The organism is Lysinibacillus halotolerans, from assembly GCF_003711845.1.
GTDB classification, from domain to species: domain Bacteria; phylum Bacillota; class Bacilli; order Bacillales_A; family Planococcaceae; genus Ureibacillus; species Ureibacillus halotolerans.
This window is the reverse complement of record NZ_RHLQ01000008.1, coordinates 16,535-41,916: the sequence shown is the minus strand read 5'-3', so window position 1 is coordinate 41,916 and position 25,382 is coordinate 16,535. Positions and strand designations below refer to the sequence as shown.

The window sequence follows — 25,382 nt, the reverse complement described above, 5'->3', positions numbered from 1 at the left end:
TAATTTTGAAAGGAACAAGCTATGATTAATGCAATTATTTTAATTTGTGCTTATGTAATCGGGTCAATTCCTTCTGGCCTATGGATTGGCAAAATTTTTTATAAAACAGATATAAGAGAACATGGTAGTGGAAATTTAGGAGCAACCAACTCTTTTCGAGTATTAGGTAAGAAAGCAGGAACCGTTGTAACAATCCTTGATATATTAAAAGGTACTGCGGCAACATTACTTCCACTTATCCCTTACTTTAATGATTCGACGATTCATCCTTTAATTTTAGGAGCTATTGCAGTTGTAGGACATATGTTCCCACTCTTTGCAGGATTCCGTGGAGGAAAAGCGGTTGCAACATCTGGTGGTGTTTTATTAGGCTATGCTTGGCCGTTGTTTATCATTTTAGTGTTAGGTTTTTTAATTGCATTAAAAATTACAAAGATTGTTAGCCTCTCTTCAATGCTCGTATCAATCATTGCGCTTATTTATAGCATTATTTATGTGATTGTTACAGGAGATGTATCCTTACTGATTTTAGTCATCATTTTAACAGCATTTATTTTCTACCGTCATCGTGCCAATATTAAACGGATTAAAGAAGGTACTGAGCCAAAAGTAAAATGGATTTAATTAGCTTTTTACCTTATCTGAAAGGATAAAGAAGATGAATATTAAAATTTCTGAAGATGCATTACAGTGGTTTCAAGAAGAAATGGAAGCAAAAGATGGGGACTATATTCGTTTTCATTCAAGATATGGAGGTTCTTCCCCATTCCACGAAGGTTTTTCCATTGGAATGAATCGTGAGGAGCCTCATGATATTGGAGCAGAAGTGATTGTACAAGGCATTCATTTCTATATCGAAAAGGATGATCTATGGTTCTTTAATGAACATGACCTATTTGTTGAAGTCAATAAAGAATTGGAAGAATTACAATATAGTTATTTGAAGTGAAAATTGCCATTCGATTATAAGTACACAAATTTTGGACCATGGGTAAAAAATCACTCATGGTCTTTTATTGCCCTTCAGAAACTTCTAGTTGTTCTACTTTGTAGATAGGAGGGTTCGATTCTAAAATTTCACTATACCAAATTTTTACTTTTTGGCTGGACTGAACCTGTTTAACAATCGATTTATTTTTAAAACTTAAAAATAATACTTCATCATATTTATTTAATAATTCATTTAAAGATAATTCTTTATCTTTGTATTGAAAATTTGAATCTTGAATTAATAAGTTTTTTCCTGAATTTTTTTCAAATAGAATGATTCCTTCTTCACTAGTACTATTTAGTACAATCTCTTCACTATTAATCCCCGATTCCGGACTACGGGAATTGTCACAGCTAATTAATAGAAATCAAACAAAAAACGACAAAAAAATCATACGAAATTTGATTTCCATAAGCCCACCTTCCTTCGAAACTTTCTAAATCGATTTGTTCACGGAAAAAGTAATTTAGTTTTAAGATTTTACTGACTATTTCCCTTCCATTTTATCATCTTTTCTAAAAGATACGTTAGAGTCCTCAAAAAAATAAACCCTTACGGATTGTTCGTAAGGGTTAAAAAATATTATTCATGCAACATGTTTCTTGCTTCTTGTATGTCTTTAACGGGTTTATGACAAGAATAGTTTTCACAAATATAGATCCAAGCCTTGTCCTCTCCCCTTTTATAATTGTTAATAAAGGGAGCAATCGACGCCAATTCATCGGTTTTCTTATTTACTAAATAAGTAATTTCCGGATAAAACTCCTGCAATAATTCGTCGACAAATAGTAGTTGATCATCGGATATCTCCCCTAAAATAACGATTTCCTTCCTTTTCATTAGCGTTGTTAAAAAAGCCATTAACATATAGGTATGACCCATCGGATAATTCTGAATCGAATAAGAAAAGGCAGAAAATATTTTATTTACTCTGTCTTCCAAATGGGCATTTCCTGTAAACCGCGCAAGTTTTAACATTTGCAAAGCAGCTACACTGTTTCCGGAAGGTAATGCCGAGTCATATACTTCTTTTTGACGAATTAATAAATCTTCTGCATCCTTTCCATAAAAGAAAAAGCCGCCCTTTTCATCATCCCAAAATAGTTCAATCATTTGATTAGTTACCCTTTGAGCTTTCAATAAATAATTTACATCGAATGTTGCCTCGTAAAGTTCAATATAAGCCCACAATAAATAAGCATAGTCATCAATAACACCAAGTTCTTTCACTTCTCCATCCCGGTACCGAATCATTAATCGGCCAGAAAGGAATAAATTTGATTCAATAAAATCAATAGCTTTTATAGCTTTCGTTAAATATTCCTTTTCTTGAAAAACACGAGAAGCCTTCGCTAATGCAGCGATCATTAGCCCGTTCCAAGAAGTAATGATTTTATCATCCTTATGTGGAGGAATTCGTTTTTTTCGATGTTCAAATAGGATTGTCCGCGCTTTTTCTAAACGTGCTAACAATTCTTCTATATTCATACCATTTTGTTCAGCTAACTGGGGTAAAGACACTTCAATTAAATTTGGAATGTTTTTACCTTCAAAGTTGCCATCTTCGGTAATACCATAGGCTGCACAATATAATGTACCAAGCTGACCCCCTAATAGAGTTAAGATTTCTTCATAACTCCACACATAATATTTACCTTCTTCTCCTTCTGAATCTGCATCTTCAGCAGAATAAAAGCCACCTTCTGGAGAGGTTAAATCCCTTAGCACATATCGAATCGTATCTTTCGCAACTTTTTTAGCGTCCTCCGATTTAGTCACTTGATAACATTCAGTATAAGCGATTGTTAGCAGGGCATTATCATATAACATTTTCTCAAAATGGGGGACTAAAAATTCTTCGTCGGTAGAATATCTTGCGAAACCAAAACCGATATGGTCATAGATACCCCCTCGTTCTAACCCATCTAATGTTTTCACAACCATGTTCAATGCTCTTTCATCTTTTGTATAGTAATAATAACGAAGTAAAAACATATGTTGATGGGGTGTTGGAAACTTCGGAGCAGTTCCGAAGCCTCCGAACGTTTCATCAAAAGTACTTAAAAATGAACGAAAACCATTCTCCACTGCTATTTCGGAAACTGTTTCATCGGTATTTAGTTGAATGGTCTGTTGAAGAGCTGTTTGCACCTGTTTGGTGACATCTTGAATTTGTTTCTTATCCTTTTTATAAATAGTATATAACTTGGTTATTATCTCCTTAATACCAGGCATTCTCGGTCTACTTTTTTTTGGGAAATAAGTACCTGCATAAAATGGAACTTTGTCAGGAGTTAAAAATAAATTTAGTGGCCAACCTCCATGACCGTTCATTAACTGACAAACCGTCATATAAACAGAATCAATATCCGGTCGCTCTTCACGATCAACTTTAATCGCAATAAAGCGTTCGTTGATTAACTCTGCCACTTCCATGTCTTCAAAACTTTCTTTCTCCATAACGTGACACCAATGACAAGTACTATAGCCAATACTTAAAAAGATAGGTTTATCCTCACGTTTTGCTTTTTCAAATGCTTCCTCACCCCATGGAAACCAGTCTACAGGGTTATATGCATGTTGAAGCAAATAAGGTGATTTTTCATGAATTAATCGATTTGCTTTCTTATTTGTTGGCATCGGATCACCTCTTTATAAGTTTTACTATTACTTTACCCATAAAATATAAAAGCAAAGCATGGCTGAAAAAATTGGATTTGAATACTAATAAGTGAGCTGAAAAATGATCTGTTACATGGCCAGCTAATTATCAAGAGTAGCTAGTTTTGGCTTTCTCATTTTCATTAAACAAAGGAAAAACAGATTTGGAGATGGAATTAGAAGTGGATAAATGAATTTAGGAAATCGTTCAAAGCAAATGGCTTAAAGTGAAGTGTTGAAGGAACTTAATTAACACTTAAAATTTTTTCGAATTAGATAAATAGGAAACTGATGTTGTATGGAGACATTGATAAAAGTGATATTAAAAAGAGTTGAATCAATGCTCAACTCTTTTCTTTTTCTAAAGACTTTAATTGTTCTGCTAATACCTTTTGCATAAGGATGGCATTGGCAATTGCTTTATTATCTTTTTGAATATCCCCTGGTTTACTTGCTTTACCAATTACATAACCTTCGAAGGCCGTGCCAAAGAAGTCAAAAATGTATTGAAATTGTTGAAGTAAAGGAAGTGCTTTAATGGAAGGATTATCTCCTCCAACTGCAATAACATACGCTTTCTTTTTCGATAAGCCTTCTCTAAAATCGGGTAAATGTTTATCCCGTAATGATTGAGACCAACGATCAATAAATAACTTCATCGTTCCACTCATACTGTACCAATAAATTGGGGTAGCGAATATAAGAATTTCATGCTTTAAAACCTGTTCAATGACGACTTGATAATCATCCAACACTGGTTGAAATCCCGCTTCTGTATGTCGTTCATCTTTAATTGGTAGGATGTTATAATCCCTCAAATAAATTTTCTCAACAGGAAGGCCACTGATCACATACTCCGTTAACCATTCTGTATTTCCCTTTTCCCTAGTACTTCCGTATATAACCGCAATAGACATACATTCACTCTCTCCTTTAGTAGAATCATATTCCCATAAACTGAACGAAAGAACTTCAAATTTCGAATCTTTATAGAACGGAATAGTTTGAAAAGACAATTCGAATTCTGTTTAAAAAATAGTAACATGTCAATCATGAAAATGAACTAAAGTTTTCGAAAAATAATTAAGTTGGGGGTCAAGGTATGAATTTTGAACATATAACTGTAGCAGGAAGTGGCGTTTTAGGAAGTCAAATTGCCTTTCAGACAGCTTTTAAAGGATTTCAAGTTGCCGTATACGATATAAATGAAGAAGCGATTGATCGGGCGAAAAATCGTATGATGAACTTAAAAGTGCGCTATCAAGAAGATTTAAAGGCAACAGAAGAAGAAGTAAACTTGGCTTACAACCGTATGTCCTTCCATACGGATTTAGCAGAAGCAGTAAAGGATGCTGATCTTGTCATTGAAGCTGTACCTGAAATTGTCGATGTGAAAATGAAATTTTATGAACAATTGAGTCAAGTAGCACCGGACAAAACTATTTTCGCAACCAATTCATCGACCATGTTGCCAAGTCAATTCGCAGAAGCTACGGGCAGACCTCACAAATTTTTAGCCCTTCACTTTGCAAATGAAATTTGGTTAAACAACACTGCAGAAATAATGAAACATCCGAATACGGAAAAATCGGTGTTTGAACTTGTTATTGACTTCGCAAAGGCAATTGGCATGGTGGCACTCCCATTACAACGAGAGCAGCCAGGTTATATTTTGAATTCATTATTAGTACCTTTTTTAGAGGCAGCCCAAATGTTATTAGTAAAGAAAATTGCTGATGTTGAAACGATAGATAAAACTTGGATGATTGCTACGGGCGCCCCTAAAGGTCCCTTTGCTATTTTAGATATAGTAGGCATTAATACAGCATATAATATTGCTAATGCTAAAGGTGAGGCTGGAAATGAAGAATTTAAAAAGCTGGCAAATTATTTGAAATCTGAGTATATCGAAAAAGGAAAACTCGGAGCTGAAACAAAACAAGGTTTTTACTCATATCCTGATCCAAGTTACTTGCAACCTGGTTTTCTAGAAAGTTAAATAGTAAGGGCGACACATGTAGAATGAGTGTCGCCCTTATTTTAGTAAAGCATCGGTAATAATCTGCTATCTATTAAATTCGTATTTATTGCTAATTCTTCTGTATCCCTACCATATTGCCAAGCCCAAACATTAGCATCACAATTTGGTGTTGTTGGCTCAAATTTCGGAGCATCTTTTTCATTTGTTACACCAATATGTGGCTCTGAACTCCATAATACTGCTTGATTAGCAACGCGAGGGTCTTGATCAACAGCTTCACAATATGCCTCTTCAAATTTTCCTTCTGTAGGGTTGTAATAAAAACCTGGTTTATAATCCGTATTATATAAATAGTCGATATATCCTTTAATCCAACGACTATCTACTTCAACATTTTCCATACTAGCAAATATCATCGTTCCTTTTTTAAGTCCTAACCGTTTCGCTTGGTATGCAACGTTCATCCCTACAACTTTCGCATGACTTTCCCCAACTGCCTGACGGAAATCGTTATATATCGGAAGCAATTTTGTACCATTATTGTGAAGGAGTTCAATTTCTTCCTCAGTTAAACCTTCTACTGAACCCTCTACCCTCGTTAAGTATCTTCCCCAGAATTCCGGTTTTCCAAATGTTGATAGAACGGAATTATATAACTCATTCGTAACTGGTTGAGAAGAGTCTACACCCCAATGATAATTAACCATTTGCGTACCTCTTTTCTAATAATTTTCCATAAAACTTACCTTCCCTACAAAACAATGCCGAGATTTCTTCTGTTTTTTTATTTAGAACATATAATAGAACATAATTTACTAGACATTTGACCAGTAATTTTATCTCCATCTAATTATATGAAACAGGTAAGGAGTGTGTGATAAATGACTAGGGAATGGACAAAATCAAATATTCGTGACTTATCAGGAAAAGTAGCAATTGTCACTGGAGCTAACAGTGGGATTGGTTATGAAACGTGTTTAGCTTTGGCTGAAAATTATGCCACGGTAGTTCTCGCTGTTCGTAACGTAAACAAAGGCTTTGAGGCGGTCGATAAAATTAAAAGAGAATTCCCTAATGCTGATGTACATGTTTTACAACTCGATTTAAATGATTTAGCTAGTATACGAGAATTTTCACAACAATTTAAACAAAAATTTCGTTCTTTATCTATGTTAATTAATAATGCAGGAATTATGGTTCCTCCTTATCGTGTGACGAAGGATGGATTCGAATCCCAATTTGGGGTAAATTACCTCGGTCATTTTGCCTTAACAGGGTTGCTATTAGATCGAATCATCGCTACTCCGGATTCGAGGGTCATTTCATTAGGTAGTTTAGCAGCCCATAAACAAAAACCAGAGTTTAAAGAGTTTACCGGAACGAAAACGAAATATAAAAAATTTAAAAGTTATGGACAAAGTAAACTTGCTTGTATGTTTTTTGCAAAAGAACTTCAATATCGTTTCCGATCCCGAAATATAGACTCAAAAAGTATAGCTTGTCATCCAGGTATTGCCCAAACGTATTTATTTGGTAAAGGATCACGTAAATTAACGAGAAGATTAACACGAGCTTCTTTGAAATTAATTGGACAGAGCGCGGAAGCTGGGGCTTACCCTATTTTATATGCAGCTACTGAACCTTCTGTAAGGGGCGGAGAATATATTGGACCAGATGGTAAAAAAGGAATAAAAGGTTATCCGACGGAACTAAATATATTAGATGAGTTATTTGATGAAAATGTATCATCAAATTTATGGTTACTTTCTGAAAGTTTAACAGGAGTGAAATATTTATTTTAAACATAAAAAATCTCCTCTGCCGCGAAACACAGAGGAGATTTTACCTGTTATAGAGGAAGTTTAAATACAATTCGACCAGCAACAACCGTTTGGACTGCTTTTGCTTTTAACATCTCTTCCGAAGTTCCTTTCAATAAATCCCGGTCAAATATAGAAAAGTCTGCATCAAATCCTGCTTTAATTAACCCGCGCACTTCTTCTTTACCGATTGCTTGTGCGCTGCCAACTGTATAAGCCCGTATTGCTTCAAATCGTGTTAATTTTTCATGAGGAAGGTATCCATCATGGTCATCAGTTGGTTTTTTTCGTTCGACCGCAGCATAAATTGTAGCGATTGGATCGATATCTTCAACCGGTGCATCTGTCCCTGCTGCACACATTAAACCTCGGTTCATTAATGTCTTCCATGCGTAAGCATATTTTAATCTTTCTCCACCGAGTCGGTCGATTGCCCATGGGAAATCAGAAGGTACAAATGCGGGCTGTAAATCTAAAATTACAGGCAATTTGGTCATACGATGAATTAATTGTTCGTTTAAAATACAACAATGAATTAATCGGTCCCGTTTTCCTTTTGGAGCAGGGTATTTTTCGATTACATTCAATACCTGTTGAGCAGCAGCATCTCCTATAATATGAACCGCAATGGCTTCATTATATTTTCGTGCAAGTTTCACTAAACTTTCTAATTGGTCATCGGTATGAATAAATAGTCCTTTATTGTTCGGATTATCTGCATAAGGTTCGATTAATGCAGCTGTTGAACCACCTAACGCTCCGTCTACAAAAATTTTCATTGCCCCGGGTTCAATAAATGGATCATCAAATTGTACATTTGACTCCATCATTTCTTCAAAAACCGCATGATGTCGTAATAGGTTTACACGAAAATGATGTTTCTCACCCACTACTTTTTCATAAGCAGTTAAAGGGTTCGTAAATTTTCCAAAGTAGCTCATATCTTCACTATGACCACCCGTTAACCCTTTCGATAACATATCATCAATGGATAAATTTAACGCATCGACTAAATATTGAATATAGCTATCTCCTTCTTTTGGAATAGCATTTGAAACAAGGTTCGTTGCTTGATCATAAAGGAGGCCGTTCAAATTGCCATTTTCATCTCGACCAATTTCACCACCAGATGGGGAAGGTGTTGTTTGATCGATTCCTCCAGCTCTAAGTGCGGCAGTATTTCCTAATGCTACATGGTGGCATACACGGGTTAAAAGAATCGGTTCTTTTCGAATTTCATCTAATTCTTCTATCGTAGGAATTCGCTTATCTACGAAATTATTTTCATTCCAACCTTCCCCAAATAACCATTTGTCAGGAGGGGTAGTTTGTGCAGCCGCTTTCACTAATTCCAGCATTTCCTCTGCAGATGTTGCCTTTGACAAATCTAAACGAAGGAGCTTTTCTCCTTGAAATAAAATATGTAAGTGACTATCGACAAATCCCGGATACATAGCAGCACCTTGCAAATCAATCTGTTCGTCTGCCTGATTTTTTAGTTCATCCATTGTTCCAACGGCAACGATTTTGTCATCTTCTACAAGTACTGCTTCAACGGTTTCCCCTTCTCTTTCCATCGTATAGATAGTACCACCATACCAAAGCTTTTTCATTTTTATCACGACCTCCTATTCTAACCATTTATTGTTTTTTCCTTTTCTTTCTAATTTTATTATGCAATTGAATGTGGGAATGCTCAAGTTAATTTCGATTTTATTCTGTTTGATTTCAATAAAAAAACACCTTCAAAAATATGAAGATGTTACTTATGAGAGGGATTATTTAAATTTTTGTCAAAATGATACCTAACACAGCTGATAATACGCCGATTACTTGGTAGGAGCGCAATCGTTCCTTAAAGAGCCAACAACCTCCTAATACTACGACTAAACAACTTAAACTAACAATCGGAAAAACAATACTTGCCGTTCCAGTATTTAATGCAAAAAAATAACAACTATAACCGAATATACTAAGTAAGCCGACTATTGTTCCGAATTTAAATTCTGCTTTTTGCCAATTTTCCTTCGCGAATAAGCTATTGATGCACAAATAGAGGGCGCCTCCGCCATACATGCAAATTAACGTATTTAATGAATCGATATGTAAATAAGAAGAGGTTTTCATTAAAATTCCTAAAATTCCAAATGAGAAAATGGCTAATAAAATTCGAGATAACCACGGCATGTACTGTATACTATTGTTTCCATTCGATTGGGGCGAATATTGGATTAATACTGCGGATCCAAGCATGATGATAATGCCAACCCATTGTAAAATCGTAATATGTTCGTTAAAAATGATGGCCGCGCTTAATATTGGGATAATCGTATTAACACTAACTAAAGGAGAAGTAAGACTTGCAGGTCCCTTTTCGAATGCTTTCGACATTTGAATATTACCATTTGCATTTAAAATTCCAATGATTACTCCTAATACAACTGTAATTATATTCATTTGATGGATTCCGGTAATGAACGCATAGGAAGCGGTTATGATAAAAGCTATTAAATAAAAAATAAATTGAATATGTACTTTAGATAAGCCGTTCGTCGTACTCCATTTAAAAATCATGTTATTCGTACCAAAACAGATCATCGTAATAAATGCTGCAACAATCCACATGTTAATCCTTCTCTCTATTTATTTGAATTCATTCTATTACGAAAAACTACTATTTTACAATAGGATTTTCGTTTTAATATAAAAATAATAATGAATAATTAAAAAACTGTGGGTTCTTCCATGACATCGATGGAAGCCCACAGTTATAAATGGTATTAATAAAAATTCATTTAGCTAAATTCGTTTTTTAAAATTTGTTCATATTCCTTTGAAGTTTTAATTTGAACGGTAATTGCTCCTTTTTGATAATAACTTTTAATGATAAGTGGAATCCCTGTAGTATTTTGAAATTGAAAATCCAGTCCCCCAAAAGAGACGGTAGCGTCCCTTCCCTTCGGTACATAACCAACATCTCTAGAATGGTGGTGGCGTTCAAGGATTTTCATTTCCAATTGGTCGATGGCATTAAATAAAGTAGAAGATGTTTGACATATCCCTCCACCAATTCCCATGACCATTTTCCCTCTTATAATTTCTGGTGCCATTTGATAGCCTGATGCGACATCTCTTGGACCGACGACAGAGTTAAAAGAAAAAATATCACCGTGTCCTAAAATAACATTATTAATTGCCATTGAAGAGAGCTCGATATTTTTACTTCGACCGGAATTATAAGCTTTAAAATAGGTCGTATAAGAAGCGAGTACTACCTCATTTAAATGGGGAACGTCCGATTCACTATAATCACTCTCTGTATAAATGATAGGGACTTCTACAATACCTCCAGAAAATGAAAGGTGTAAAATTTTTTCAATAAGTTCCTTTTCATTAACGGTTGTTAGCGGTCTGCCTTTTATAATGTTCCCTTTTTCATCGATTCGATCTAATATCATCGGCTTATTATAACCGATTTGACTTTGAGTTCCATGGGCAAATTCATGAACCCACCTTTCAATTTCTTTACGGTAGGATTCTAAATTGGTTACGATTTGATAAATATCTGGTGTAAATTTTTTTACTTCGATTTTCGTATCTGGATCAATAACCGTTATTGTCTTTCCATCTGTTAATTCATCTTGAAATAAATCGAATTCATTTGCCTTTAATACTTTCATGTCACTAAAGCAAAACAAAAGTGTAAATAGAATGATTAAACAAACGTTTTGTTTTTTCATATGATAAAACCCAACCTCACCATTATTTAAAATATGTATCTTTATTTATCGTTCCCAAAATAACTTTGAATATGAAATGAAAAAACACCCGATAAATGGATAATGCCATTTATCAGATGTTTTATTACTCAAATACACCGCTTCGGATAATTTCTGTATCTATTTTTACATTTACTTTTAAATTCGGATATATTTCCCTCCATTTTTCTTCTGTAAGTTTGGAGTTTCTTGTAAAGGCATAGAAATGTTCACCAAAACCAAAAATGTCTGAATTTACTTCTTGGCTATATTTAATAATTCTTTCTATTTCTGATTCGATTTTTTTATTAATTTCCTTTTCAATTTTTTCTGTAATTTTTTTATCACTGATCGCCAAACTGGAGTGAATTTCCAATAGTCGGCAATCTAACGAAATGCTTAAATCGATTTCATTTTCATTAATTATTTTTAAGTCCCTTTTTGTTTTAATTGCATCGATAGCTATTGGGAGTTCTTCCGGTTGATAATTTGGTGGGTTTTTAGAACTTTCTGCTAATTCTCCAGGTAAAACGAGTTGAAGGGTCCCGTCATTAATATTTTCTCGAATTAATAATACATAAAAGGAATCGGAAGCTGGGAGTGAACCTACCATCTTCCCATCTTTAAATAAAGCAATTCCACTAATATCAATATATTCACCAGATTTTTTTACTTTTGGTAAGGCAAAGTCACGAAATGAAGCATATATATCTCGTACTACTTCGTGTAAAGTGGAAGAAATCATTTGTTGTTGATTAATATTGTGATCAATTAAATTAAATATATGTTGCCCTACATCTGCAATGTTTGGATATTGTCCTTCCAATAAAGTTTTTGATTTACCATCTACAACCGCTAAATAAATACTTGTAGTGATTTCGGAATTCATGGCAAGGGTATGAATCGCTTCCTCAATGCCTTCCTTTGCTAAATCATCACCAAACAAAGTAACCCGCAGTTGTCCAGCCATTAGTTTCTTAGCTGATTGTAAATCTGTTTTAACCCTTGTTCCTTTGCTCGTTTCGGCTGTTTCAGAATGAATTTCGATACTACTCTCAAATTCCGGATTGATTTGACGAACAACTGAGGTTGCCGTCACATCACCATCTTCGACGTCATAACCAATAAGTGTTACTAAACTAATTCTTTCAAGAACTCGGTACTCAGTACAAGCAGTAAGAATTAAGCATGCAATGACGAACAGTAAAAACCATTTCTTCTTTTTCAATTCGTTCGCTTCCTTTTTAAGAAACTATTTCGTATTAATGCCATCAAATAAATGAACAAAGGGTAAACAAATACAACAACAAAACCAAAATGTGAAAAAATATTGTTGATATGATTAATTTGACTACGTGACTTAATAAATAAAATGAAAATTAACATAACCGTTGAAAAAATCCATATGAATTTTTTCGAACTAATGTTCACCATACGAATAACGCCACGGTGTGTAGACCATGCAAATAGACATAAATTAGGCAATATGATAATCATCCATAAACAAATCGTGATAATCTCGACCCTTTCGATAAAGGGGAATTTTATAATACTAAATAAATTTAATGTAGCCCAAATTGTTTTTTCCAATTGGGGGCCACTAAAATAAGTAAGGGAGATTAACATAATGGAAAGATAAAGAAGTAATGTCGCAAATAAACCAAGATGAACATACCTTTGGACTTTGTTTTTTTCTTTCACATAGGGATAAACAATATTAATAATTTCAAATCCAATAATCGTAAAGGTCATCGCGTACGCCCCTTTAATAATGTCCTTTAGATGATTATCAAATAATGGAAGAAGTTGACTAATTTCAGAATACTCCATCGGGATAAATAGGATGGAAGGTACCCATAACGTACAGATGAAACTAAAAAAACAGATTCCTACTAACACTCGAAACCCACCGTTAAAAGCATAAATAACAATCATAAGTAGTGAAGCACCTAAAAAAGTCGCTGATAAGTTGGGAAATATCCAAACATTAATCACTTCAATGTAATTTTTCAAAACAACTAAAAAGGCGAAACTGGAGTAGAAAATATAAATAAGATTAAAAAAATTCCCTATAAATTTTCCAAAGACTTCCTGATGGATCCCGTATAAGTCATTCGACGGAAACATTTCAAGAGTTTTAATCATGATGAATACTATAAAATGGGCAAAAATAAAACTTATGATGACGGATATCCAAGCATCCTGCTTTGCATCTTGGTAAATCAGTCTTTGAAATCCGTGAATTCCAACCCCAATTTGACAGGCATTGATAATAAAAAAGAGAAGGGGTGCATTAATTAATTCACTTTCACTTATCGAAAGAGTTTTTTTCACTCTATCACCTTCTCTTTGTTTTCAGGGGTTAAATTTGAATTTTGTCTTTGTTTTTTTGTATTCTTCTTTTTTTTGCTTTTTTCAATCTCTTTCCGACTTCTAGAATTCACCGAATGACGACTGATAAAGGGCAAAGGCAATCGAACAATACTATCCGGCCAATCCTTTAATCTAGGCGGATAAAATGGTGCTAAGTAAGGTGCTCCTAGGCTTGATTGTTTTAATAAATGGATGAGTAAAAAACAGAACGCAAGCATAATTCCGTAATATCCCCAAAAACCTGCCAACACAATGATTGGGAATCGTATAATTCGAATTACGTTACCCATCATATAGTTTGGTGTTGTAAAGGAAGCTAAAGCTCCTAGTGCTACAATAATAATTAAAATATTACTTGTAATACCGGCTTGAACTGCTGCTGTTCCAATAACAATACCGCCTACGATACCGATTGTTTGTCCGACTTTAGTTGGAAGTCGAGCTCCAGCTTCCCTTAATAGTTCTATAACTAATTCTAAAAATAGTGCTTCTATAATGGGCGGAAACGGAACAATTGCCCTCGATTCACTTAAAGGAACTAACATTGGTTGTGGTATAACTTCATAATGAAATGTTAAAGAAGCCACATAAATGGGTGTGAAAAAAATCGAAACGATGATAGCGGCAAATCTGAGTAATCGTATAAAGGAAGCGATTGGCCAACGTAAGTTTTGGTCTTCCCTACTTTGGAAAAATTCTAAAAAGCTAAATGGACAAATAATTCCCATGGAACTCCCGTTTACAATAATTCCAACTTTCCCTGTTAATAAGCCATCACAAAAACGGTCAGGGCGTTCAGTTAAAAGGGTTTGTGGAAAGATAGAGCTGGAACTGTCATCGATTAATTCCGCTAATATCGCACTATCAATTAAATCCACAATATCAAGATCTTTAATTCTTTGACGAACCGTATTGACATGTTTTTCATCTACAATGCCATGAATGTACAGAACAGAAACAGAAGTTCTTGTTTCTTTTCCAAGGGTAAAGTGCTCATTACATAAATTTGGATTTGTAATAAATCTTCGAATTAGCGTTATATTTGTATTAAGACTCTCATTAAAACCAACTTGTGTCCCAATTACTTGTGATTCATTTTCTGGGGCTTCTAAACTACGCTTTTCGTAAGAAGGAATTTTGGCAAGGACAACTTGCGGATGTCCATTTATATGAATTAAAACAGCACCGATTAACATTTCATCGATACATTGGATCATTTCGTCAAATACGTTTACCTCTGGAATCGAAATTCTTTCTCGAAGGGTACTGGGTGTTTCATCCGATGTATCTTCAAATCGCGCTAGAATATTGTCATCTAATGATTGAGTTTCAATTAACCCATCGATAAATGCAATGGTAATATTGTTTGTGACAAACCGAATAACTAAATCAGCAGGAGAATGAATAATTTTTTTTAATTCATTGATAAAATCATTTTTTAACGGTGGAACAGGAATCTTTGGTGGATTATATTCAGGTTTTTCTTCATTTGGTAGGATTTTTTGCTGTATCTTTTTAAACATAACATTCTCTCCAATTTCTATCTTATAAATAGAATTGTCCTTAAAGTGTTAAAATATACTATTTTTCCTTTATTCCACCGTAATTAAAAAACAACCTTTTCGTGTTTTGTACGAAAAGGTTGCTTCGTTTTTTTTATTAAATTTTAAATGTTTTTACTATGTTTTTTAATTCTTCTGCCATAGAGGCTAAGCTTTCAGCAGATGCAGCAATTTCCTCCATAGAACTGTTTTGTTGTTCCGATGCAGAGGCGATTTCCTGTGTATTACTTGATGCCTCCATTGAAATTTCAGAAATATGTTTTATATCTTTGACCATTTTTTCTGAGACGCTTTTAATTTGTTCGCTTTCTTCCAATATTTCTTTCATATGGTCGGATACTTTATGAACCGATTGAGCAATATGTTCAAATTCAATTCCAGCTCGTTCAACTTGTTTCTTACCATCTTTTACAGCGATATTCCCTTCATTCATAGCTGAAATCGAAAGTGTGATTTCTTGTTGAATTTCTTTAATCAATTGGCTAATTTGTCCGGATGCTTGACTAGATTGTTCCGCCAATTTTCGAACTTCGTCTGCCACAACAGAAAAACCTTTTCCATATTCCCCTGCCCTTGCAGCCTCAATAGCTGCATTTAAAGCAAGTAAATTCGTTTGATCTGCTATACCAGTTATAACTGAAATAATATCGTTGATTTCGGATGATTTTTTTCCTAAACCATTGATTGTTGTTGAAGCTGTATTTGTTTTATTTTCAATTGTTGTCATATGGCTAACCGTATTCGCAATTACATTTGTACCCGAATTTGCAGCAGAAACTGCTTCATTTGAAAGTGCATTTGTTCGTTGAATATTATCGGTAATCGTTAAAATACCGTTTGAAATATTCGTCACAACGGATTTTGCATCTTCAGTGAAATTAGCTTGTGTTTCGGTAGTCGATGCAATCGTTTGAATAGAAGCTGCAATTTGTTCAGTTGCTCGAACGGTTTCCTCCGAACTAGCAGATAATTCCTCGGATGATGAAAGAACTTTATTGGAAGCAATATTTATTTCAGAAACTAAATGTTTAATATTTTGAATCATTACGTTAAAGTTATTGGCAAGTTGACCAAATTCATCACGCCTTTTTAAATCCACCTCTTGGACAGTTAAATCTCCAGAAGCAACCTTATCCATTCGAGAAGCAATTGTCAGGATAGGCTTCGTAATGCTTCTTACAATCAGAATGGAAATGAGAATAATGATTATGGCAGCTGCTCCAATCATCAATAAGCTAACGTTTTTTACAGAATTAGAAACGGCTAAAACTTTATTTTCTGGTGTATAAATTGTTAATCCATAGCCAGTAGTCTTGATTGGTGCATATGTACCAATAAATTGTTCACCGTCATAGGAAAAACTCGATATCCCTGTATCCGACCTACTGTTTTCTAAAATATTATTAAAGCCATCCACTTTTAGTTCTTTTATATTCTTACCGACAAAATCCTTTTCTGGAGAAACTTGTATAAATCCTTGTTGATCTACTAAGGTAATCATATTGGATGTTTCTTCATTGTTTAAGTATGTATCTACTAATAAGTCAAAGTTTGCTGAACCGGCTAATATACCAACAATGACTCCTCGATCATCTTTAATCGGAGTTGCAGAAACTACAATTCGATTCCCTGTCACTTTTGATGTCAATACTTCTGAATAAACCGATTTTCCACCAAATGCAGTAGGTACATAGCTACGATCGCTATAATCTTGACCGATACTATCTTTCATTGTATGGGCAATCACAGTACCAGCTCGATTTATGACATACATCGTTTCAAAAATATCAGAACGATCTTCTAAAAACGTAATATAGGGAATGAGTCGTTCCGGATCCATTGACTTCATAACATCAGTAGAAGCTGCAATCTCCATTTCTGACATTTGGGACTTAAACCAATCATCAATGGATTGAGCTTTATTTAATACAAGATTGTGCATAGCATCTTTTTCTTCATCGATGAGAATTGAACTATTGTTGCTTTGTATAAAGAAAGCAACTGCTAATAAAGGAACAATCGATATCAGTAAAAATGCACTAATAAATTTAATACGTATACTCGCTGTACCTTTTCTTAGTTTTTTCTTTTTTTTCAAAGCTTTTCCCCCTTTGTGATCATCATGATTTATTAGATAACCTGTATGAATAGGAAAAAATATTTGGAAACCCATCCTTTCTCCTACTAATTATCCAAATACATTATATAATGAAAATAGTAGGAATTAAAGATATTATTAGAGCATTCATACTAAATCGAAAATTAAAATGAATGGAAAATGAAGGACTATAGTTCTAACCCAATAAAAATAGACACTAAATTATAGTAGTGTCTATCGATTTCATTTTTTAGTTTTTTAAAAGATCAGCATACTTTTCTGAAGTGGTAAGCTTTATCGTAATAGAATCTTTAGTAGTAGTAGCTTGAATCATAAAGGGAACTCCCGTTGTATTTTGGAAGCGAAAATCTAATGAATCGTACGACACGGTCGCATCCCTTCCTTTAGGAACATACCCAATATCAATTGAATGATGATGTCGTTCAACGTAATGTACCCCCAATTGATCCACCGCATTAAAAAGTGTTGAAGAGGTTTGGCAAATACCTCCCCCAATCCCCATCTCAAACTCACCGTTAACAATTTCTAATGCTGGTTGATAGCCTGTTTCCTTTGTTCTAGGGCCAACGGTTATGTTGAAGGAAAAAATATCTTCTACTCCGACAATTACATGAGATATCGCATTCGCTGAAAGTTTGATGTTAGATGATCGTCCTACATCAGATGAATTAAAATAAGTCGTATAAGAAGCAATCACAACGTTATCTAAATCCGCGATTTCGGTTTGACTATAACCTGATTCGGTAATATAAATTGGAAGTTCAACATTCCCACCTGTATTAGATGCAGCTAATATTTTTTCCACAAGTTCCTTTTCCTTTAAAATGACTTGTGGTTTTCCTTTCACGAGTTCCCCATTTTCATTCAATTTATCCAGTACCATTCTTTGGTCATATCCTCGTTTATTGTCGGTACCACGAGCTAATTCCTTTGCTAACTGTTCAATTTCCTTTTTATATCTTTCGGAATTTTTATTTGTATTATATCCGAGTTCTTTAGGTGTAAAAGAATAAATGATTTCCTTTGATGATGGGTCGACTAACTGAATTGTAGAAGTTCCTTTTTCTATTATCTCTTCAGCAGCATCTCCCTGTTCCTTTTCCCTTTCCAACTCTTCTATTTCTTGTTCTAGTTCAACGATTCGTTCTTTTAACTGTTCCTTACTCGTAAAAGTTTCACTACATCCAACTAAAGCAAGGGAACATATAATAACCATTATAAATAATCTTTTCACACCCATCCCCTTCATTACACCGAAATATCTCCCTAGTGTATTCATGAAGGCATCCGTAGGTTATTCATATAACTAAAAAAGTAGCACGAATCCTCATTCCAGGTTTCGTACTACTCCAATTAATCACTATTTAAAAATTCAGCAGTAATATCATAACCGCGCATATAGTCAGGTGAACCTGGGAAGCTTTGCATAAATCCGTGTATATTTCCGTCAAATCGAACGAGTCTTACTTGAACGCCCGCTTCTTTGAGCTTATCTGCATATAATTCCCCTTCATCACAAAGGGGGTCATATTCTGCAGTAAAGATTAACGTTTTCGGCATTTGAGCTAAATATTTTTTTTCTACAAAAATAGGCGAATCCCAAGGAATATCGGATTGTTGATGTTGTATGAAATGGGCATTGCTTTTCGTAATATCCACTCCGTATTTTCCATTATACAGTTCCCTTGATTGATATTCGCTTCCTTTTATTTGAATGTCAAGATCGGTAATTGGATATTGCAGTACTTGTTTCGCAAGTTGAAATTCTCCTGTAATGATCGATTTTAAAGCGACCATCGTAGCAAGGTTAGCTCCCGCACTAGGACCTCCAACCACAATATCGTTGGACCGTCCTGCAAAATCTTCTGCATGGTTTACAACCCATTTCGTTGCAACATAACAATCTTGAAAAGCAGCAGGTGCGGGGTATTCTGGAGAAAAACGATAATCAATAACGATGACTTTGTATCCGGAAAGGGATGATAACAATCGACAAGACGTATCATAGCTATTTATATCACCATTAATAAATCCACCTCCCGGAAAAAATAAGAAAAGTGGATAATAATCATCTTCTTCATCTGGCGTATATATTCGAATTGGAATGTGATTGGCCATCGCTTGAATAAAAGATTCTTCCACTTTCAATACGCTTGGTTTTCTTTCGTTAGACTTAATTTGAATACCCTTTTGTCTTGCTTCTGGATGTTGCTGGAAATATTGTTCAATATAATGATGTAACGGCATAATTTAACTCCCTTCAGCTTTTTCCTATGTATTTTTATAACCAGATAAGTTTAAATTACTTCTTACGATGGTATTCAGAAATTTGTATGACACGGACATTTTTTGTATTTAATTCATGATAAATGCCTCTACTATCAGTAAAGGAAATATATTGATCCCGTTCACTTTGGATGAGTTGTTCGGCCATTTCTTGGGATTCCACATGTATAAATCTTCTAATATAATGTTGTTCATCAAAAAAATATGTCACTTTAAATTCCTTCATCTTAACCACCTTCATCATTTCTTATTCATTATGTTATCCAATGATGAGATCTCTACACATAGAAAAACCAAGTTCAAAAGAATCACTTCTTTTGGACTTGGTTGTATTTGTTTATTTCGATGCATATTCAATAAATTGGAGATTAGTTACGTATTGAGACATATGGGTTTTTATTTCATCATAAATCATTTTCGCATTCGGCAATTGCTCTTCTGTTACTAAATATAATGGTATAATCTCATAATTCCTCCAGTTTTGAAACTTAACATAAGTAGGCAGCAATTTAGGATGATTGATTTCAACAGTTGTATTTGGTTTTCCCTCTTTATCATAAGTAATTGTTTTCTTCACATCTAATTCGAGTAAAGCACCAATTTGTCGATAAAGTTCGTCTTGAGAAGATAAAAAGTTGCCTAGAGAATGAATGGCAAACGTTTGATTTCCGGTATTTCCTATGTACCATTTCACCGGTTGTAGTACATGGGAATGATGGAACAAAATAATATGGACACCTAAATCAGCTGCTAACTGGGCTATTTTTTCTTGATCTTCATTTTGATTTCGGCTATATTCATCTCCCATATGTAAATTTAGGACGATAATATCCGAAATTTCCTTTGCTTTTTCTATATCCTTTTTCATTTTTTCTTCATCAATATAATTGACTAAATAGTCTTTTCCTTCAGGTACTTGGAGTCCATTAGTACCATAAGTGTAACCTAAAAAGGAAAATGTAATTTGATTAACCGTTAATGTTTTGATTTGCTCCGCTTCATCATAACTTGTCGAAGCTCCAATATAAGTAATTCCAAGTTTGTTCCAATAATTTGTAGCGTTTTGAATAGCTTCTTCCCCACGATCTAATGTATGATTGTTAGCCATGTTGACTACATCAACACCTACCTCCTTTAAAACATCCCCTATTTCGTATGGACTATTAAATTGTGGGTAGCTTGAAAGCCCAATTTCTTGGCCACCAATAATACTTTCACTATTTGCTATCGTAATATCTGCTTTCTCTAAATATGGTTTTACTTGTGCAAACATGTCAGAAAAATTGTATTGATTATTACCAATGTAGGCTTCTTGGTAAATTGGCTCATGTATTAAAATATCTCCTAATGCGTTAATAGTAGCAGTATAAATTTCAGGTTCTTTTTGAATTGGAGGTGTAACTTGTTCTTGTTTTTCTAAAGGTTGTTTCGATATGTTGTTTTCGGCACAAGAAACTAAAAGTAATATGAATATAAATAAAAAATATCTTTTAAAAATAGATGATACCTCCCATTTAAATAGAATACGAAACTTTAACTATAGAATAACCAAATATTATCATTTTTATTTTTTTACAAATATTTGAAGGGTGCTCATGAATTTTGATTCTTTGTTCAGAGTTGGTTGTTTAATTTATTTTCCCTTCCAATGAAGTTGTACGCTCACCCATTAGACGTTTACCTCATATTCTAAGTTAAACGAATTGAGGGGATATGCGAATGAATGTAGAATTGTCCGCACTTCATTGGATTTATGTTGTATTTATCGTATTGATTATCGGATTTATGGTAAAACGTCGCGATACAACGCTAATATGTATTATAGGCATTTTTATTCTTGCGATTGTTGCGACTGGAGATTTTACGGCATCCATTAGTGGAGTTTTTAACAGCTTTATTTTTGCAATACAAGAACTGTTATCGACGATTTTGATTATCTCGATTATCGTCGCAATGAGCAGGGTATTAATGAAAACCGGCATTAACGAAGTGATGGTTGCCCCGTTTACAAAAGTCATTAAAAATCCGACCCTCGGTTTTTGGACGATTGGGATATTAATGATGATCATTTCATGGTTCTTCTGGCCATCCCCAGCCGTTGCACTTCTTGGAGCAGTCTTACTTCCTGTTGCTATACGCGCTGGGTTACCAGCATTAGGAGTAGCGGTGGCAATGAATTTATTTGGTCATGGAATTGCCCTTTCCAGTGACTTTATTATCCAAGGTGCTCCGAAATTAACCGCTGATGCAGCAGGAATACCTGTATCCGACGTCGTGTCAGCAAGTATTCCGTTAGTGATCGTCATGGGGTTAGTAACGACCGTTGTTGCCTTTATAATGTTGCGTCGGGATATGAAGCGCGGAAAAATTGAAATGGTTGGTACATTTGATAAGGAAAAACAGGATGAAAAAGTGAATGAAAATTTATTAACGATTGGACAACGAAAATTTTTTGCTTTATTAATCCCACTTGCTTTCATATTAGATGTCGTGGCAATGTCCCTTTTTAATCTTTCTGGCGGGGATGCAACAGCACTTATTGGTGGTACGACAGTCTTCATTCTTATATTATTAGCTCTCTTTGCCCATAAAAATGAAGGGTTGGAGAAAACAACGAGCTACTTAATAGAAGGTTTTCAATTTGGTTTTAAAGTATTTGGTCCGGTCATCCCAATTGCGGCTTTCTTCTATTTAGGAGACTCCGGGTTTTTAACGATTATTGGCGAGTATTTACCAAATGATTCCCAAGGGATTGTAAATGATTTAGGTATTGCCCTAGCTTCAGTTGTCCCGTTAACAGGAGAAATAGCAGCCGTAACACTAACAGCAGTAGGTGCGATTACCGGATTAGACGGTTCTGGTTTTTCAGGAATAACGTTGGCAGGTTCAATCGGTAGTTTATTTGGCACTGCCATTGGTGATGGCACTGCTACATTAACTGCTTTAGGTCAAATAGCTGCTATTTTTGTAGGCGGTGGTACCCTTGTACCTTGGGCTTTAATTCCAGCTGCTGCAATATGTAATGTAAGTCCCTTTGAACTTGCCCGAAGAAATCTTATTCCTGTTATTGTCGGATTAGTAGTAACAACAATTGTAGCGATGTTTTTAATTTAAATAAAAAGGTGGGCCTCTTTGATAAAAGCCCACCTTTAAATTGTTTTCCCTTTTTAATTACGTACTAATTTCACGAGTTCGTTTCATTGTAAGTAAAATGAAAATGCCTACTAATAATATACCCGCTAAAAGGAACATGCCAGAAGTTAAAGTAAACATACCTAGAATCGTCGGACCGACAAAACCTCCTAGAGCAGCGAATGAATTCACTAAAGCGATTCCGACAGGGGCAGTTGATTCCGTAAAGAAAAAGGTTAAGTAGGCAAAGAAACATCCTGTAAATCCATATAAACCGATGGATGTAAGGGATAATAAAATAACCATAGGTGTCACGGATGTGACGATGGCACAGCCGATAAATCCAACCATAGCAATGATTAAACAGATAATTAAATGCTTTTTTAAATTTCCTGTTCGATCTGCATTCCAACCAACAAATAATGCAGAAGGAATTGCGACTAATGAAGGTAACATGGATAACCAACCGATTTCTAAATTAGTAGTATGCACTTCTGATAATGATTTAATGATAGTAGGAATCCAAAAAGATAAGCCATAAATGGCTGTATAGGCTGCAAAGTAAAAGGCAGATAGTTTCCAAACAGTTAAATCTTTTAGCATTGTCCATTTCGTCGGTTTATTCATTTTACTACTAGCGATTCTTTCGATCTCTAATTGTTGTTCAATCCAATTTTTTTCTTCTTCTGTTAACCACTTAGCTTCACGAGGACGGTTTGTTAAATAAAACAACACTATCACCCCAAGTATTAATGCGGGGATTCCTTCTAAAATAAACATCCAACGCCAGCCTGATAAATTTGCCCATGTTATATGATCGATAATCCAAGTTGAAACAGGGGCACCGATTAGCCCCCCAATAGGAAGCGCTAAAATTAATACTGCCGTTGCCTTGGAACGTTCCCTTTCTAAAAACCAGTAAGTAAGGTATAGAATGATTCCTGGAAAGAAACCTGCTTCTGCAACGCCTAGTAAAAAGCGAAGAATATAAAGATGGGTAGCATTTTGAATAAATCCGGTTAAAATGACGATGATGCCCCAAGAAATCATAATACGAGCAATCCAAACACGGGCACCAACTTTATGCATAATCATATTACTTGGCACTTCAAAGAAAAAGTAACCGATAAAGAAAATACCTGAAAGAAGGCCAAACACTTCAGCTGTTAATGCTAATTCCGCATTCATTTCCAATGCGGCAAATCCCATATTGACACGATCCAAATAAGCGACGATATATAAGAGTAATATAAAAGGTAAAATTCTTATGTTGCGCTTCCGTGTAATGGATTTAATAATAGCATCATTTGTCAATTAGTTCCCTCCATTTTAATGTGATGCCAATCTTTTCACTTAATTTTTCAATGGGCATATCAATAAATATTTCATTGACGAAGACTTCACCATTTTCAAAGGAAAAAACAGCGTAATCAGTAACAAGCAGATCAATGGTTCGTATTCCGCTAATCGGATAAGTTAATGTATTAACAAGCTTGGAATTACCATCTTTCGTAAACAACGTTGCTGCTCCAATTACTTTTTTAGCGCCAATTACTAAATCCATAGCGCCTCCTACACCAAGGATGGGCTGGTTCGGTACTGCCCAATTCGCAATTTGACCAGTAGTGTCAACTTGTAAAATTCCTAAAACCGCAACGTCCACATGTCCGCCACGAATCATAGCGAAGGAATCAGCACTGTTAAAAAAAGAAGCACCTTTTGCAATCGTTACAGGTTCTTTGCTCGCATTAATTAAATCGATGTCTAATTGATCAATAGTTGGTGGTGGCCCAATTCCTAATAGACCATTTTCAGCTTGTAAATAGACTTCTTTCTTTTCGATAAAAGCGTTGACTAATGTTGGAATACCAACTCCTAAGTTGACAACTTGCCCATCTTCTAATTCTTGTGCAATACGTTTTGCGATTTTGTAACGTACATCATTGTTTGACATATTGATTTCCTTCCTTCTTGTAAGCGGTTTGGATAATATAATCAACGTATACATGGGGTGTAACAATCTGTTCCGGATCAATTTCACCTATTTCTACAATTTCATCGACTTCTGCAATGACAATATTTGCTGCAGTAGCCATCATAGGGTTAAAGTTTCGGGCTGTCATATGATAAACGAGGTTGCCTAATTTGTCTGCTTTTTTGGCACGGATAATCGCGATATCACCCTTTATTGCTTTTTCAAAAATATAACGTTCCCCATCAATAACTCGCTCTTCTTTTCCCTTTGCTAATTCTGTTCCAACCCCTGTTTTCGTATAAAATCCACCAATCCCTGCCCCACCACAACGAATGGCTTCTGCTAAAGTTCCTTGAGGTAACAAGTCGATAGCTAATTCCCCTTTTGACCAAGCAACTACTGCCTCACGATTGATCGTAAAAAAGGATCCAATTGCCTTTTCAATTTGGCCTCGAATAAATAGTTGGTGAAGCCCCATTCCATAGTCCCCTAAATTATTGCTGACAACATGTAATCCTTTTACCTTTGATTCTGCAATCATATCGATAATCGTTAAAGGAGTGCCGGAAATACCAAATCCGCCTGCTAAAATTTTTTGACCGTCTTTAAATAGCGAGATTAAATGACGTGGATCTTCTAAAACTTTTTGTTTCATCGTTTCCCCTCTTCCACTCGTAAAATAATAATTAACATATGAAAAGAGCCGACTGAGACAATCGGCTAA

23 protein-coding genes are annotated in these 25,382 nt (G+C 34.9%); 5 read left to right on the top strand and 18 right to left on the bottom strand.

Features of this window, described 5'->3' with window-relative positions; translation table 11 throughout:
* The first annotated feature begins 21 nt into the window (after positions 1 to 21).
* Complete coding sequence (gene plsY, locus EC501_RS04955; RefSeq protein WP_122971191.1) at positions 22 to 624, top strand: glycerol-3-phosphate 1-O-acyltransferase PlsY; 603 nt, start codon at positions 22 to 24, stop codon at positions 622 to 624.
* Between the two features lie 34 nt (positions 625 to 658).
* Positions 659 to 949, top strand: a complete 291-nt coding sequence (locus EC501_RS04950; protein ID WP_122971190.1) for a HesB/YadR/YfhF family protein — start codon at positions 659 to 661, stop codon at positions 947 to 949.
* A gap of 64 nt (positions 950 to 1,013) precedes the next feature.
* Here the strand turns inward: EC501_RS04950 and EC501_RS18785 are convergent, their stop codons facing one another.
* The 3 genes from EC501_RS18785 to EC501_RS04935 all read right to left on the bottom strand — a co-directional run bounded on the left by EC501_RS18785 (position 1,014) and on the right by EC501_RS04935 (position 4,569).
* Positions 1,014 to 1,265, bottom strand: a complete 252-nt coding sequence (locus EC501_RS18785; RefSeq protein WP_421930385.1) for a DUF3221 domain-containing protein — start codon at positions 1,263 to 1,265, stop codon at positions 1,014 to 1,016.
* 308 nt (positions 1,266 to 1,573) lie between these two features.
* A complete protein-coding gene (locus tag EC501_RS04940) occupies positions 1,574 to 3,631 on the bottom strand; it encodes a thioredoxin domain-containing protein (protein ID WP_122971189.1) in 2,058 nt (685 codons plus the stop codon).
* 365 nt (positions 3,632 to 3,996) lie between these two features.
* Positions 3,997 to 4,569: a flavodoxin family protein gene (locus EC501_RS04935; protein ID WP_122971188.1), complete on the bottom strand. Its 573-nt coding sequence runs from the start codon at positions 4,567 to 4,569 to the stop codon at positions 3,997 to 3,999.
* 185 nt (positions 4,570 to 4,754) lie between these two features.
* Here EC501_RS04935 and EC501_RS04930 point away from each other — a divergent pair, with 185 nt between their 5' ends.
* Positions 4,755 to 5,651 (top strand): 3-hydroxyacyl-CoA dehydrogenase, encoded by an 897-nt coding sequence (locus EC501_RS04930; protein WP_122971187.1) that lies wholly within the window; start codon positions 4,755 to 4,757, stop codon positions 5,649 to 5,651.
* A gap of 41 nt (positions 5,652 to 5,692) precedes the next feature.
* Here EC501_RS04930 and EC501_RS04925 read toward each other — a convergent pair whose 3' ends face one another.
* Complete coding sequence (locus EC501_RS04925; protein ID WP_122971186.1) at positions 5,693 to 6,340, bottom strand: glycoside hydrolase domain-containing protein; 648 nt, start codon at positions 6,338 to 6,340, stop codon at positions 5,693 to 5,695.
* Positions 6,341 to 6,514: 174 nt separating this feature from the next.
* Between EC501_RS04925 and EC501_RS04920 the strand changes: the two genes are divergently transcribed.
* Entirely contained in the window at positions 6,515 to 7,435 is a 921-nt protein-coding gene (locus EC501_RS04920; protein WP_122971185.1) for an oxidoreductase, read from the top strand.
* A 47-nt stretch (positions 7,436 to 7,482) separates the two neighbouring features.
* Here EC501_RS04920 and EC501_RS04915 read toward each other — a convergent pair whose 3' ends face one another.
* From EC501_RS04915 to EC501_RS04865, 11 genes are all read right to left on the bottom strand, one after another.
* Positions 7,483 to 9,066 (bottom strand): amidohydrolase, encoded by a 1,584-nt coding sequence (locus EC501_RS04915; RefSeq protein WP_122971184.1) that lies wholly within the window; start codon positions 9,064 to 9,066, stop codon positions 7,483 to 7,485.
* Between the two features lie 169 nt (positions 9,067 to 9,235).
* The gene (locus tag EC501_RS04910) at positions 9,236 to 10,078 is read right to left on the bottom strand and encodes a DMT family transporter (protein ID WP_122971183.1); all 843 of its coding nucleotides are present in this window, start codon (positions 10,076 to 10,078) and stop codon (positions 9,236 to 9,238) included.
* Positions 10,079 to 10,248: 170 nt separating this feature from the next.
* A complete protein-coding gene (locus EC501_RS04905; protein WP_241559276.1) occupies positions 10,249 to 11,193 on the bottom strand; it encodes a VanW family protein in 945 nt (314 codons plus the stop codon).
* A 124-nt stretch (positions 11,194 to 11,317) separates the two neighbouring features.
* Positions 11,318 to 12,439: a Ger(x)C family spore germination protein gene (locus tag EC501_RS04900; protein WP_122971182.1), complete on the bottom strand. Its 1,122-nt coding sequence runs from the start codon at positions 12,437 to 12,439 to the stop codon at positions 11,318 to 11,320.
* Complete coding sequence (locus tag EC501_RS04895; protein ID WP_122971181.1) at positions 12,436 to 13,545, bottom strand: GerAB/ArcD/ProY family transporter; 1,110 nt, start codon at positions 13,543 to 13,545, stop codon at positions 12,436 to 12,438. The genes EC501_RS04900 and EC501_RS04895 overlap by 4 nt, the downstream gene beginning before the upstream one ends.
* The gene (locus EC501_RS04890) at positions 13,542 to 15,107 is read right to left on the bottom strand and encodes a spore germination protein (protein ID WP_122971180.1); all 1,566 of its coding nucleotides are present in this window, start codon (positions 15,105 to 15,107) and stop codon (positions 13,542 to 13,544) included. Before EC501_RS04890 ends, EC501_RS04895 begins: the two co-directional genes overlap by 4 nt.
* A 136-nt stretch (positions 15,108 to 15,243) precedes the next feature.
* On the bottom strand, positions 15,244 to 17,244 hold the full coding sequence (locus EC501_RS04885; protein ID WP_158599667.1) for a methyl-accepting chemotaxis protein: 2,001 nt from the start codon (positions 17,242 to 17,244) through the stop codon (positions 15,244 to 15,246).
* Between the two features lie 250 nt (positions 17,245 to 17,494).
* Positions 17,495 to 18,505, bottom strand: a complete 1,011-nt coding sequence (locus EC501_RS04880) for a VanW family protein (protein ID WP_122971232.1) — start codon at positions 18,503 to 18,505, stop codon at positions 17,495 to 17,497.
* 113 nt (positions 18,506 to 18,618) lie between these two features.
* Positions 18,619 to 19,512 carry an alpha/beta hydrolase gene (locus EC501_RS04875; protein ID WP_122971178.1) on the bottom strand — a complete coding sequence of 298 codons (894 nt, stop codon included), beginning with the start codon at positions 19,510 to 19,512 and terminating at the stop codon, positions 18,619 to 18,621.
* Positions 19,513 to 19,567: 55 nt separating this feature from the next.
* Positions 19,568 to 19,777, bottom strand: coding sequence for a hypothetical protein (locus tag EC501_RS04870; protein WP_122971177.1), 210 nt, complete (start codon positions 19,775 to 19,777; stop codon positions 19,568 to 19,570).
* A gap of 111 nt (positions 19,778 to 19,888) precedes the next feature.
* Positions 19,889 to 20,908 carry a CapA family protein gene (locus EC501_RS04865; protein ID WP_277749709.1) on the bottom strand — a complete coding sequence of 340 codons (1,020 nt, stop codon included), beginning with the start codon at positions 20,906 to 20,908 and terminating at the stop codon, positions 19,889 to 19,891.
* A gap of 362 nt (positions 20,909 to 21,270) precedes the next feature.
* Between EC501_RS04865 and EC501_RS04860 the strand changes: the two genes are divergently transcribed.
* The gene (locus EC501_RS04860) at positions 21,271 to 22,665 is read left to right on the top strand and encodes a hypothetical protein (RefSeq protein WP_122971175.1); all 1,395 of its coding nucleotides are present in this window, start codon (positions 21,271 to 21,273) and stop codon (positions 22,663 to 22,665) included.
* A 57-nt stretch (positions 22,666 to 22,722) separates the two neighbouring features.
* On the opposite strand, the gene EC501_RS04855 is transcribed toward EC501_RS04860, so the two are convergent.
* The 3 genes from EC501_RS04855 to EC501_RS04845 are packed head-to-tail and all read right to left on the bottom strand — an operon-like array spanning position 22,723 to position 25,313.
* On the bottom strand, positions 22,723 to 23,997 hold the full coding sequence (locus EC501_RS04855) for an MFS transporter (protein ID WP_241559275.1): 1,275 nt from the start codon (positions 23,995 to 23,997) through the stop codon (positions 22,723 to 22,725).
* Positions 23,987 to 24,637, bottom strand: coding sequence for a 3-oxoacid CoA-transferase subunit B (locus EC501_RS04850; protein ID WP_122971174.1), 651 nt, complete (start codon positions 24,635 to 24,637; stop codon positions 23,987 to 23,989). The genes EC501_RS04855 and EC501_RS04850 overlap by 11 nt, the downstream gene beginning before the upstream one ends.
* Positions 24,624 to 25,313 (bottom strand): CoA transferase subunit A, encoded by a 690-nt coding sequence (locus tag EC501_RS04845; protein WP_122971173.1) that lies wholly within the window; start codon positions 25,311 to 25,313, stop codon positions 24,624 to 24,626. The genes EC501_RS04850 and EC501_RS04845 overlap by 14 nt, the downstream gene beginning before the upstream one ends.
* Positions 25,314 to 25,382 lie beyond the last annotated feature (69 nt).

What these genes read in the sequence shown, in the direction of transcription:
- EC501_RS04890 (WP_122971180.1), bottom strand. Translation starts at nt 15,107, where the DNA reads ATGTTTAAAAAGATACAGCAAAAAATCCTACCAAATGAAGAAAAACCT.
- EC501_RS04910 (WP_122971183.1), bottom strand. Translation starts at nt 10,078, where the DNA reads ATGTGGATTGTTGCAGCATTTATTACGATGATCTGTTTTGGTACGAAT.
- EC501_RS04940 (WP_122971189.1), bottom strand. Translation starts at nt 3,631, where the DNA reads ATGCCAACAAATAAGAAAGCAAATCGATTAATTCATGAAAAATCACCT.
- EC501_RS04905 (WP_241559276.1), bottom strand. Translation starts at nt 11,193, where the DNA reads ATGAAAAAACAAAACGTTTGTTTAATCATTCTATTTACACTTTTGTTT.
- EC501_RS04880 (WP_122971232.1), bottom strand. Translation starts at nt 18,505, where the DNA reads ATGGGTGTGAAAAGATTATTTATAATGGTTATTATATGTTCCCTTGCT.
- EC501_RS04860 (WP_122971175.1), top strand. Translation starts at nt 21,271, where the DNA reads ATGAATGTAGAATTGTCCGCACTTCATTGGATTTATGTTGTATTTATC.
- EC501_RS04870 (WP_122971177.1), bottom strand. Translation starts at nt 19,777, where the DNA reads ATGAAGGAATTTAAAGTGACATATTTTTTTGATGAACAACATTATATT.
- plsY (WP_122971191.1), top strand. Translation starts at nt 22, where the DNA reads ATGATTAATGCAATTATTTTAATTTGTGCTTATGTAATCGGGTCAATT.
- EC501_RS04850 (WP_122971174.1), bottom strand. Translation starts at nt 24,637, where the DNA reads ATGTCAAACAATGATGTACGTTACAAAATCGCAAAACGTATTGCACAA.
- EC501_RS04915 (WP_122971184.1), bottom strand. Translation starts at nt 9,066, where the DNA reads ATGAAAAAGCTTTGGTATGGTGGTACTATCTATACGATGGAAAGAGAA.
- EC501_RS04935 (WP_122971188.1), bottom strand. Translation starts at nt 4,569, where the DNA reads ATGTCTATTGCGGTTATATACGGAAGTACTAGGGAAAAGGGAAATACA.
- EC501_RS04920 (WP_122971185.1), top strand. Translation starts at nt 6,515, where the DNA reads ATGACTAGGGAATGGACAAAATCAAATATTCGTGACTTATCAGGAAAA.
- EC501_RS04925 (WP_122971186.1), bottom strand. Translation starts at nt 6,340, where the DNA reads ATGGTTAATTATCATTGGGGTGTAGACTCTTCTCAACCAGTTACGAAT.
- EC501_RS04950 (WP_122971190.1), top strand. Translation starts at nt 659, where the DNA reads ATGAATATTAAAATTTCTGAAGATGCATTACAGTGGTTTCAAGAAGAA.
- EC501_RS04845 (WP_122971173.1), bottom strand. Translation starts at nt 25,313, where the DNA reads ATGAAACAAAAAGTTTTAGAAGATCCACGTCATTTAATCTCGCTATTT.
- EC501_RS04875 (WP_122971178.1), bottom strand. Translation starts at nt 19,512, where the DNA reads ATGCCGTTACATCATTATATTGAACAATATTTCCAGCAACATCCAGAA.
- EC501_RS04930 (WP_122971187.1), top strand. Translation starts at nt 4,755, where the DNA reads ATGAATTTTGAACATATAACTGTAGCAGGAAGTGGCGTTTTAGGAAGT.